Here is an 11,902-nt window from a genome sequence, read left to right as displayed (position 1 = left end):
CAGGAAATCAACGGTTAATTTGATATATCAACAACCTTCACCTCATTTCATCCACCACACATAGTCAGAATCTGTTACCATGGTAGAAAGTAGTTTGACAACGGGGTGGTAAGGTTGGATATTTTACGGGCAATTAAAGAAAGAAGATCCATACATAGTTTTAAAAGTGAAGAAGTACCATCGGACAAGTTGAAAGAAATTTTTACTTACGGTTCATATGCGCCAACACATTACATGAAAGAGCCATGGGAAATTAAGCTTTACCAGGAACAAGGGAAAGTACAACTTGTCGATCAGATTATTGAAAGCTATCAACGAATCGGGATGTTAAAAAATGATCAGAATCCAAAAACAGTCAAAATGACAGAATCCATGAAGAGATTTTTATTACAGATCCCGCATCATGCACTAATTTATTATAAAAGAGAATCTGATCCGGTTCGTATGGAAGAGGAAATTGCGGCCGTAAATGCATTTATCCAAAATGTGCAATTAGCTGGATGGGAATTTGGTGTTGGAATGCTTTGGACAATTACACCGTTTATGCACGACCCAGAATTTGTGGAAGCGATAGGCTTAAACAAATATACGCATAAAATAGCTGCAGTTTTGCAAATTGGATACCCAAAGAATATTCCCAGGAATAAGGGTAGAACGCCTGTTGAACAAAAACTTGAGATAATAAGATAAAAAAAGATGGATGAAGCTCCAGAGCTTCATCCATCTTTTTAACTTTATTCTGTTTTCTCTTTCACAAATGCTACGACTTCATCTGCAGTACCCATGGAAAGTAATGTATCTTTATGGGATTGCATATCTTCTTTTGACAACTGACGTAGCTGTGTTCTTGCTTGCAAAATGGACGTTGCACTCATGCTGAATTCGTCTAATCCAAGTCCAAGTAAAATTGGAATTGCAATTGGATCACCGGCCATTTCACCACACATGCCTACCCATTTGCCTTCATCGTGAGCTGCCTCGATTACGTTATGAACCAGGTTTAAAATTGCAGGATGGTATGGTTGATACAGATAGGAAACCTGTTCATTCATACGGTCAGCAGCCATGGTATATTGAATTAAATCGTTAGTACCAATGCTGAAGAAATCAACTTCTTTTGCAAATTGTTTGGCAGTTACAGCGGTAGATGGAATTTCTACCATGATGCCAACTTCAATTTTATCAGAAACATTTACACCCTCGTTTGACAAGTTACTTTTTTCATCCAACAAAATTTCTTTCGCCTGTCTAAACTCCTCAAGTGTTGCAATCATTGGAAACATAATCTTTAAGTTACCATGAACGCTCGCGCGCAATAACGCACGTAATTGAGTGCGGAATATAGACTCATTTTCTAAGCAGAATCTTATTGCACGAAATCCTAGGAATGGATTCATTTCTTTAGGGAGGTCTAAGTAGCTTAGTTCCTTATCTCCACCTATATCTAATGTACGAACAACAACAGGTTTGTCGCCCATTTTTTCAAGTACGGATTTATATGCATCATATTGTTCATCTTCAGTTGGAAGTTCGCTTTTTCCCATGTATAAAAATTCTGTACGGTAAAGTCCAATTCCTTCTCCACCATTATTTAGCACGCTCTCTACATCTTCTGGTGTACCAATATTAGCTGCTAATTCTACTTGTTCTCCGTCAGAAGTAACTGTTGGTTCATTCTTCAATTTTGCCCATACCGTTTTTTGCTCTTCGTACTCTATTTGTTTTTTCTTATACGAATCTATTTCTTCCTCACTTGGATTAATCAAAACGTCACCATTCATGCCATCAACAATAATGAGGTCGTTTTGCTTAATCTTTTGCGTACTTTCTTTTGTACCAACTACGGCTGGAATCTCAAGTGACCTAGCCATAATAGCGGAATGAGAAGTCCGTCCGCCAATGTCTGTTGCAAAGCCTTTTACAAACTCACGATTTAACTGAGCCGTATCAGATGGTGTTAAATCATGCGCAATGACGATTACTTCTTCATCTATTAATGCTGGATCAGGAAACGTTACATTCAACAGATGAGCCATTACGCGTTTGGTAACATCTTGAATATCAGCAGCCCGCTCACGCATGTATTCGTTATCCATATTTTTAAACATATCGATGAACATATCAGCTGTTTCCTTTAAAGCAGCCTCAGCCATTTCGTTATCAGTTTTAATTTTTTCTTTGATTGGCTTGATTAATTCAGGGTCACTTAACACAAGGAGATGTGCTGAAAAAATCTCTGCATGTTCGTCCCCAATTTCTCTTTTAGCGTGTTCTTTAATTTTTTCTAACTCGGCTCTTGACTTTTCAAGTGCCTTGTCTAGTCTCTCAATCTCTTCGTTCGGATTATCTATTGTCTTTTTTTCAAAGGTTAAATCTGGCGTTACCAGTTGATAGGCCTTTGCGATTGCTATTCCACTTGAAGCGGCTATTCCTTGTATTTGTTTCATAAACTATTTGTCCAACCCTTCAACATTTATTTCATATCCTTTATCTATTTTACCTCTAAAAACCCAGTTGTTTCAAGGGATTAAGCATGCATATAACTGGAAAACTTCATGTAAACGCTTACCTGAAAAGGGAGTAACCTAGCCCATTTGATCGCGCAACCAATGGAATAGGAGTTTGAACACTTCTTCTTTGTTCAGTTCATTCAATAATTCATGCCGGCCATCATGAAAAAACATCGTGGCAATATTGTCGAGTCCAGCGTTATCATACAAATCAGCTGTTTTCCAAACACCTTTCCCGTAATCACCTACAGGATCCGCGTCACCACTAACTAGAAGCATTGGCAAATCTTTACGAATCGCTTCGTTGCGTCTTCCGTCTTGAATTGTGCTAATTCCGTCCATCAGGTCATAGTAGAATCTTGCAGTCGGGACAAATCCACAATATGGATCATCCATGTATGATTGAATCATTGCTTTATCACGTGTTAGCCAGTCGTAGGAGGTATTCATATCATCTACACGCTTGTTGTAAGAGCCAAATGTCAACATGTTCATCAATTTTGTTTCTTCTTTTGGCGGTAAAGTAGATGCAAGCTGTTTACCAACTTGATAGCGGACCTTAGGGGTATAGCCAGTTCCGGAAAGAATAACGCCATTAATTTCTTGGCTATACCGTTGGATATACGCACGTGCTAGGAATGATCCCATGCTGTGCCCTAAAATGAATAATGGTGTGTCAGGGTATTCCTTTTTTATTTCCATTGTAACTTCATAAAGGTCATTTGTTACTTTTTCAAATCCTTTTTCTTCTGCAAAGTAACCAAGTTTACCTTTTTTCTCACCCGTTCTCCCGTGTCCACGGTGGTCATTCCCATACAGAAAAATATCGTTTTCCAACAAATAATTACCGAATGTATCGTATCGATTAATGTGTTCTGCCATGCCATGCGCTAACTGAACAATAGCTTTTGGCTTTTGATTTGGTTTATACCACTTTTTCACATAGACTTCGACATCATCATACATGGATATCCAAAATTCTTTTTCCATTGCCTCTATTCATCCTTTTTGATAAGTAGTTGTTCTTCTATCATAAAGTGAAAAGAGTGTTTCGTCCAAAATATAGCGATTTCATTAAAATAAACTTGCTAAATAAACAGAAATTATGATAAAGTACAAATAGGTATTCGTACGTTTTTGATGGGGGTGTCATAGTAACATGGCTAATTTAGTAAATATTATATTAGTAATAGATGCAGTTATTTTGATCGTTTTAGTTGTTTTACAGTCAGGTAAAAGTGAAGGGCTCTCTGGTGCAATTTCTGGTGGTGCTGAACAATTATTTGGTAAACAAAAAGCTCGTGGTGTTGATTTAATCTTGCACCGGGGTACAGTTATAACGGGTACATTGTTTTTTGTTTTAGCTTTCTTAAGTGCATATGTTTTACAATAGACAATTAAACCCTTACCACGTTTTTGGTGGTAAGGGATTATTTATGTTCAAGAGGATATCATAAAAGAGCGAGTGTCAAAGGAGAATAATGATTATGAAAATTAAAGAACCAAAACCTTTCACGTTTGAATCAGGAGAGCGTGCTGTTTTATTACTGCATGGCTATACGGGGCACACTGCTGATGTCCGTATGTTGGGCAGGTATTTGGAGAAAAAAGGATATACATGCCATGCGCCAATTTACAGGGGCCATGGTAAACCACCAGAAGAACTTATTGACGCAACTCCTGAACAGTGGTGGGATGATGTTCAAGAGGCCTACAACCATTTAAAAGAACGAGGTTATACAGAAATTGCTGTTGCCGGTTTGTCGCTTGGTGGTGTTCTAGGGCTGAAGTTGGCGTATTCAGAGAAAGTTAAAGGTGTTATTCCAATGTGCGCACCGATGTTTTTTGACAATAAAACACAGCTAACAAAGGGCTTTAAAACCTTTGCAAAGGAATACAAGCAACTAGAAAGGAAAAATAATGATACAATAGAGGAAGAAGTTACCAGTTTAATGGGTGAGTCGGCTTCTATGTTTGAACAATTAGGCAAGTTAATCACGGATGTCAAAAACAATGTCGATACCATCTATACACCTACATTTGTTGTACAAGCCAAAAAAGACGAAATGATTAATACAAAAAGTGCGCCATACATTTATGAAAATGTCGAATCTGATACGAAAGATATTAAATGGTATGAAGAATCAGGACATGTCATTACGCTCGATAAGGAAAAAGAACAGCTACATGAGGATATTTATGATTTTTTGGAAGAACTCGATTGGGAAAAATAGTATTATAAATTGGTAATTTAGGGTAACAATAGTAGAGAAAGAAGGTGAACAAATGAAAGATGAATTTAAAGAGTCATTACAAAATTACTTTAAAGAGAATAATACGAAGCCATTGGCAGTTGATGAGCTTAAAGAAGCTCTAGATATCAATGACTCAGAGGAATTTAAAATTCTAATTAAATCACTAAATGAACTGGAAGAAAGTGGCGAGCTTGTTCGCACGAGGAAAAATAGATTTGGATTACCTGAAAAAATGAACCTAATTAAGGGTAGGATTCAAATGCATGCGAAAGGATTTGCCTTTTTAATTCCGGAAAATGAAGAACAAAAGGATGTCTATATACATCACTCCGATCTAGCTTCGGCGATGAACAATGATACCGTTTTAGTACGATTAGAGAAAAAGGATGATGCAGGTAATCGTCCAGAAGGTACGGTAATTCGTATTCTGGAACGTGCTGTGCATCAGGTAGTAGGTACGTTTGAGGATAATCGATCATTTGGCTTTGTGATTGCCGATGATAAGCGGATTCCAAACGATATATTTGTTCCTAAAAGCATGACAAAAGGGGCGGTTAGTGGACACAAAGTAATTGCTACTATAACGAAATACCCTGAAGGAAGAAAAAGTGCTGAAGGCGAAATTGTTCAGATTCTAGGCCATAAAAGTGATCCAGGAATTGATATAATTTCGATTATTTACAAGCATGGTATCACCATTGATTTTCCTGATGAGGTATTGGAGCAAGCAGAAAATACACCAGAAACAATAAATGAAGATGAAATTAAAAATCGTAAAGACATACGTGATGAAGTAACGGTAACGATTGATGGTGCAGACGCAAAGGATCTCGATGATGCGGTGTCTGTGAAGATGCTTGATAATGGTAACTATAAATTGGGTGTATATATTGCTGACGTTAGCTATTATATGGGTGAAGACACCCCAATGGATAAAGAAGCCTTTGAACGTGGGACAAGCGTTTACTTAGTTGACCGTGTTATTCCGATGATACCTCATCGCCTGTCTAACGGAATTTGTTCGTTGAATCCACAAGTTGATCGTTTAACCCTGGGTTGTGAAATGGAAATAAACAAATTTGGTGAAGTGGTCAATCATTCCATTTTTCAAAGTGTCATTCAAACAAATGAACGCATGACATATAGTGATGTAAATAAGATTTTAGTCGACAAGGATGAACAGGTTCGTTCGCGGTATGATGCGCTTGTTCCAATGTTTGAAGCAATGGAGAAATTGGCTTCCATTCTACGTCATAAACGGGCAAAACGTGGTGCGATTGATTTTGATTTCAAAGAGGCAAAAGTCCTAGTAGACGATGCAGGTAAAGCCGTTGATGTTGTTATCCGTGAACGTGGGGTTGCCGAACGTTTAATAGAAGAATTCATGCTTGCGGCAAATGAAACAGTTGCCGAGCATTTCCATTGGATGGATGTTCCGTTTATCCACCGAATTCACGCAGATCCAGATGAATCAAAGTTGCAGCATTTCTTTGAATTTATCGGAGGACTTGGCTATAAGGTCAAAGGAACAGCAAATGAAATCCACCCACAAGCATTGCAGAAAATTATTGAAGAAGTAAAAGATAAGCCAGAAGAAATGATTATTTCAAAGCTGATGTTACGTTCCATGCAGCAGGCAAAATATGATCCTAACAGCATTGGGCATTTTGGTTTAGCAACAGATTTCTATACCCATTTCACTTCACCAATTAGAAGATATCCAGATTTAATCGTTCATCGATTAATTCGTACCTATTTAATTGAGAAAAACATGGGCAATAAGACAATCCAAAAGTGGAAAGAAAAAATGCCAGAAATTGCCCGTCACACATCAGGAAAAGAACGAACAGCAGTCGATGCGGAACGTGAAACAGATGATTTGAAAAAAGCAGAATTTATGGAAGATAAAGTTGGGGAAGTTTTCACAGGTGTCATTAGCTCCGTTACTAACTTTGGACTTTTTGTTGAACTAGAAAATACGGTAGAGGGCCTTGTGCATGTTAGCCAACTAACCGATGACTATTACCATTATGATCAGCGAAATTATGCAATGATTGGTGAACGTACGGGTAATATTTACAGAATTGGTGACACGGTGGAAGTCCGCGTTATCGCAGTAAATATTGAAGAACGAGTAGTAGATTTTGAAATGGTGAGTGGTTCCAGTAAGAAGCGCGAAACCCCTAAGAAGACAACAAATAAAGATGGGGTAAATAATACAAATAAGAAAAAGAAGAAAAGTAAGTCCAATAAATAATTAAGATTATTACCAAAGAAAATTTGCTGAATTGTGATGAAAAACAGTTCGTACACAAACCCTCTAAACTTAAGACTAATTCGGCTCAACTGTGAGCATCGGATTAGTCTTTTTATTGTACGAAAAAATATTAGAAAAATGATTGCATTTTGTTAGCTTATAGCATAATGTATAACTACATATAAAAATGTTTACCTAAGGAAAAACTAATAAGCATATACAACAAAGGAGGATAATTATGTCTGAAGAAGTAATTCTTGCGTTTCTGTTTACTTTATTTGCTGGATTAGCAACGGGAATTGGAAGCATATTAGCTTTTTTTACAAAAACAACCAATACAAAATTTTTATCATTTTCACTAGGATTTTCAGCAGGGGTTATGATTTATGTGTCAATGATTGAAATCTTTGTGAAAGCTCAAGATGCTTTAATCGGTGAGCTAGGAAAAGTGGAAGGCAGTTGGATAACGGTTCTTTCATTTTTTGGTGGAATTTTTTTAATTGCGATAATCGATCGTTTTGTACCAAAGCAATCTAATCCCCATGAACTGAAGAAAGTAGAAGACATGAAAAATACCAGCAAAACAATTAATAACCCAGATTTATTAAAAATGGGCACGTTCACAGCGCTTGCGATTGGAATTCATAATTTTCCTGAAGGTATTGCAACGTTTACGGCAACGTTACAAAATCCAGAAATTGGTTTTGCAATTGCCGTAGCGATTGCGATTCACAATATACCAGAAGGAATTGCAGTATCCGTGCCAATCTATTACGCGACAAATGATAAGAAAAAAGCATTCAAGCTATCGTTTTTGTCCGGGTTATCTGAACCAGTGGGAGCTGTTCTAGCCTTTTTGATTCTCATGCCTTTTTTAAATGATGTGTTATTTGGTGTAATATTTGCGAGTGTCGCGGGAATCATGGTATTCATATCACTTGATGAATTACTGCCGGCTGCCAAAAAATATGATGAAGCACACACATCGATTTATGGATTGGTTGGAGGTATGGCATTAATGGCCATTAGTTTGTTGCTGTTCATTTAAATGTTGCTACGTGGCTAATTATGATTGGAATAAAGTAGAATCTTTGATAAAATAAGGGGCACGTAACAGTAGGAGGAAACATTATGCCAAAAGGATTCGGAAAAACACTTGCCCAAAATAAAAAAGCATCACATGATTATTTTATTGAAGAGACATATGAAGCAGGAATGGTATTACAAGGAACGGAAATAAAATCCATTCGTGCTGGCCGCGTAAATATTAAAGATTCACACGCAAGAATTGATAAAGGTGAATTAAAGCTAATAAACTTGCATATTTCAACCTATGAACAGGGAAACAGATTTAATCATGACCCAACCCGGACACGTAAATTACTGATGCATCGAAAAGAAATTGATAAATTATTTGGGGTAACACAGCAACAGGGTTATGCGTTAGTACCATTAAAGATTTATATTAAAAACGGCTATGCCAAAGTTCTGATTGGTATAGGTCGAGGAAAGAAAAAGTATGATAAGCGGGAAGACTTGAAGCAGAAGCAAATGAAGCGTGACATCGACCGTGCAATAAAGGACCGTGAGTAAAAATACCTATATGTAGTTGCAATTTATGCTGAATATGCTATAATGGATCTTGTAACAATAAAGCTAATAATTAAATAGATGCTCAATTTTTTCCGAGCGTTTCTCTTAATGGGGACGTTTAGGATTCGACAGGGATAGATTGAGCTCAGGTTGCGCGTCGAGGTTACGGCTCGTAAAACGTTACACGCCTATAATTGGCAAAAATAATCAACCTGCTTTAGCAGCTGCGTAAGTAGTTCTAAAGCGATCCTTACTGCATTCGCCCGTGATGCAGATTGAAGGGTCTCAAATGAAGCGGGCTACACTATTATCCACCGTCTGCGGATAGTGGTTGAAACTAATCAGACTAGCTACATGGAAGCCTGTTGGTAGGCCGATATGCTAGCGAATTATTAATATACCAACTACACGCGTAGAAGCCTGAGTGGCGATGTCCTTGGACGTGGGTTCGATTCCCACCGTCTCCACCAATACATATGTTGGTGGTTTTTTTGTGAAAAATAATAAGGTAATGCGTTAGCAATTTCCTATTTAACCAATGCTAGTTATCTTATTGTATGAATAAAATTATATTTTAAAAACCACAGTTTCGCAATCACGCGAAACTGTGGTTTTTTATAAAATTAATATTCCTGATCATACTTATTTACTTCAAGTAAATCAATCAATTCAACCTTAGGATTTTTATCTTTAAACCACCGGAGTGCAAATTCATTTCTAAACAAAACAATGTGATTTCCTTCTCGATCTCGGACAAGTAAGTTCTGCTCATCAAAGAGTGATTCATCTACTTGGTCTGCCTGTAACCAACGGGGTACTTTTTCTCCTATTGATTCCAACAAGACTTCAACATTGTATTCATTTTTCATTCGATATTTAAAAACTTCATATTGTAACTCGCCTACAGCTCCCAATATGAAGGAGTCGGTACGATGTCGATAATATAATTGGATTGCACCCTCCTGCACAAGCTGTTCAATGCCTTTTCTGTATTGTTTGGATTTCATAACGTTTTTTGCCGTTACCTTTTTAAATATTTCTGGTGGGAATTTTGGTAACTCTTCGTATTCAAAATGATCCTTACCTTCAATTAATGTGTCCCCGATTTGATAGGCGTTTGGATCATAAATACCGATGATATCACCTGCATACGCTTCCTCTATTGTATCTCTAGAAGATGCAACAAACTGCTGCGATTGGGAAAGCTTAATCAGCTTATTGTTTCTTGCCAGTCTGACACTCATTCCACGCTCAAATTTACCAGAGCATACACGTAAAAATGCAACCCTATCGCGATGAGCGGGGTTCATGTTGGCCTGAATTTTAAAAATAAATCCAGAAAAGTCTGGGTTATCGGGTTGTATGGCTCCATCAGTTGATTTTCTTGGTGTTGGTGTTGGTGCCATTGAAATGAATGTATCAAAAAAAGTTTGCAATCCAAACGGTGCTAAGGCACTACCGAAAAATACAGGAGTTTGTTTACCAGACATAACGGTGTTTAAAGAAAACTTATCTCCAGCTTCATCCAATAAAGAAAGTTCGTCTTTAGCTACTTGAAATGCTTCCTGGGCTATTAATTCCTTATATTCAGGATCACCTAAATCGTTATATGGAATATATGCTTCTTCTTCGTTGCCATTGTATTGAACAAATTGTTTTTCATGTCGGTCAAAAGTACCAAGAAATCGTTTCCCCATACCAGCTGGCCAGTTCATTGGATAAGTCTCAATATCTAAAACCTGTTCGATTTCTTCCAATAATTCAAGGGGTTCTCTACCTTCACGGTCCAATTTATTAATAAAAGTAAAAATTGGAATGCCGCGCATGCGACATACTTTAAATAACTTTATTGTTTGTGCTTCTATGCCCTTGGTTGCATCGATGATCATAACCACACTATCAACGGCGGTCAATGTGCGATACGTATCCTCACTAAAATCCTCGTGACCAGGAGTATCTAAAATATTTACTTGATATCCATCATATGGAAAATTCATCACACTGGAGGTTACCGAAATGCCGCGTTGTTTTTCTATTTCCATCCAGTCTGACGTAGCAAATTTACCAGACTTTTTACCCTTGACCGTTCCGGCTGATTGAATTAAGTTTCCGAACAGTAGCAACCGTTCTGTTAAAGTTGTTTTTCCTGCATCAGGGTGCGATATAATAGCAAACGTTTTTCGTTTCTTAACTTCATCTTGAATACTCATAAAAATCCCTTCCATTCTATATTATTTCTTGTGTCATCGTTATCAATACAATCGGGGATTTTTGATTTACATTGTAATAATTCTCCTCGCATTTTTTCGGTTAATAATACCCTAAAAGATAGCATGAATAGAGGATTGAAGTCAATAAACCATGACTATTATCAACCATAGAAACTTATGGTCATGATTTACTTGCTTCTGTGAGTTGATTATTTGTGTTAAGAATATCTCAAGGAGTATACTAACTGTGAAAGGTGGGATAAAATGTTATTAGAAAAAATTAAGGATATCGAACTTTCTGATTTAGATGGAGAAAAAGTATCCCTCAGTGATTACCGTGGAAAAAACACGTTAATTTTCATGTGGGCTTCATGGTGACGGTGTAGAGAGCAACTGCCTGGATGGCAGGAATTTTATGAAAAATATAAAGATAATAATTTTGAATTATTATCCGTATCTGTTGATATTCAAGGTGCAGAGGTAGCTAAACCGTATGCACAAGATATGGCTTTTACAACTGTTGTTGATACTGAAAATAAGCTTGCTAATTTATTCGGGTTTAAAATTGTACCGAATGGTATTTTCATCGATGAAGAAGGAACCATCCGCCTTATTAAACAAGGCTTTCAAGTCACAACAGAAGAACATGTTGAATCTGTTAGGAAGTTACTGTTTGGTGAAGTTGAAAAAGTGGAGCTCGATGATCAGTATTACGCTCCAACAAATGATACAAGTGATGTAGAAAGCATGCTTGCTCAAACAAAGTTTAAACTAGGAATGGAATATGCCAAAAGTGGTAAAAAAGAAGAGGCATTAAAAGAGCTTGATGAAGCATTACTTCTTGATACCGATAACTTTTTAATTCGTAAACAACGTTGGTACATTCGATACCCTGAAAAATTTTCACCAACAATTGACACTGAATGGCAACAAGAGCAGCTTGAGAAAGAAAAAACGGAAGAAGCGGAATTAAAAGGTGAATTGATTTGTGGACCAGAGGGCTGTGTCATACCGGGTACCTCTTCTGAAAAAAACGATAAGTAATCCAAACTACTCTTGTAAGAAATAAATAATAAG

General features: G+C 37.1%; 10 protein-coding genes and 1 other RNA gene. 8 read left to right on the top strand and 3 right to left on the bottom strand.

The window, feature by feature from the left end:
* Positions 1 to 105 precede the first annotated feature (105 nt).
* Complete coding sequence (locus AC3G7N_RS01555) at positions 106 to 690, top strand: nitroreductase family protein (protein WP_489420380.1); 585 nt, start codon at positions 106 to 108, stop codon at positions 688 to 690.
* A gap of 44 nt (positions 691 to 734) precedes the next feature.
* On the opposite strand, the gene ptsP is transcribed toward AC3G7N_RS01555, so the two are convergent.
* On the bottom strand, positions 735 to 2,447 hold the full coding sequence (gene ptsP / locus AC3G7N_RS01550; protein ID WP_489420379.1) for a phosphoenolpyruvate--protein phosphotransferase: 1,713 nt from the start codon (positions 2,445 to 2,447) through the stop codon (positions 735 to 737).
* Positions 2,448 to 2,585: 138 nt separating this feature from the next.
* Entirely contained in the window at positions 2,586 to 3,500 is a 915-nt protein-coding gene (locus tag AC3G7N_RS01545; protein WP_489420378.1) for an alpha/beta hydrolase, read from the bottom strand.
* Between the two features lie 169 nt (positions 3,501 to 3,669).
* Here AC3G7N_RS01545 and secG point away from each other — a divergent pair, with 169 nt between their 5' ends.
* From secG to ssrA, 6 genes are all read left to right on the top strand, one after another.
* Positions 3,670 to 3,903 carry a preprotein translocase subunit SecG gene (gene secG / locus AC3G7N_RS01540; RefSeq protein WP_489420377.1) on the top strand — a complete coding sequence of 78 codons (234 nt, stop codon included), beginning with the start codon at positions 3,670 to 3,672 and terminating at the stop codon, positions 3,901 to 3,903.
* A gap of 94 nt (positions 3,904 to 3,997) precedes the next feature.
* Positions 3,998 to 4,744 (top strand): alpha/beta hydrolase, encoded by a 747-nt coding sequence (locus AC3G7N_RS01535; RefSeq protein WP_489420376.1) that lies wholly within the window; start codon positions 3,998 to 4,000, stop codon positions 4,742 to 4,744.
* Between the two features lie 52 nt (positions 4,745 to 4,796).
* Positions 4,797 to 7,022 (top strand): ribonuclease R, encoded by a 2,226-nt coding sequence (gene rnr, locus AC3G7N_RS01530; protein WP_489420375.1) that lies wholly within the window; start codon positions 4,797 to 4,799, stop codon positions 7,020 to 7,022.
* 238 nt (positions 7,023 to 7,260) lie between these two features.
* Positions 7,261 to 8,070 carry a zinc transporter ZupT gene (gene zupT / locus AC3G7N_RS01525; protein ID WP_489420374.1) on the top strand — a complete coding sequence of 270 codons (810 nt, stop codon included), beginning with the start codon at positions 7,261 to 7,263 and terminating at the stop codon, positions 8,068 to 8,070.
* An 83-nt stretch (positions 8,071 to 8,153) separates the two neighbouring features.
* Positions 8,154 to 8,615: an SsrA-binding protein SmpB gene (gene smpB / locus AC3G7N_RS01520; protein WP_489420373.1), complete on the top strand. Its 462-nt coding sequence runs from the start codon at positions 8,154 to 8,156 to the stop codon at positions 8,613 to 8,615.
* 110 nt (positions 8,616 to 8,725) lie between these two features.
* Positions 8,726 to 9,085, top strand: a transfer-messenger RNA (tmRNA) gene (gene ssrA / locus AC3G7N_RS01515).
* A 153-nt stretch (positions 9,086 to 9,238) separates the two neighbouring features.
* On the opposite strand, the gene AC3G7N_RS01510 is transcribed toward ssrA, so the two are convergent.
* Complete coding sequence (locus AC3G7N_RS01510; RefSeq protein ID WP_489420372.1) at positions 9,239 to 10,825, bottom strand: peptide chain release factor 3; 1,587 nt, start codon at positions 10,823 to 10,825, stop codon at positions 9,239 to 9,241.
* A gap of 264 nt (positions 10,826 to 11,089) precedes the next feature.
* Here AC3G7N_RS01510 and AC3G7N_RS01505 point away from each other — a divergent pair, with 264 nt between their 5' ends.
* On the top strand, positions 11,090 to 11,869 hold the full coding sequence (locus AC3G7N_RS01505; protein ID WP_489420371.1) for a redoxin domain-containing protein: 780 nt from the start codon (positions 11,090 to 11,092) through the stop codon (positions 11,867 to 11,869).
* Positions 11,870 to 11,902 lie beyond the last annotated feature (33 nt).

It is taken from the genome of Virgibacillus carmonensis, from assembly GCF_057836705.1.
Note: the sequence above shows the minus strand (reverse complement) of the source record. Positions and strands in the feature narration are given on the sequence as shown.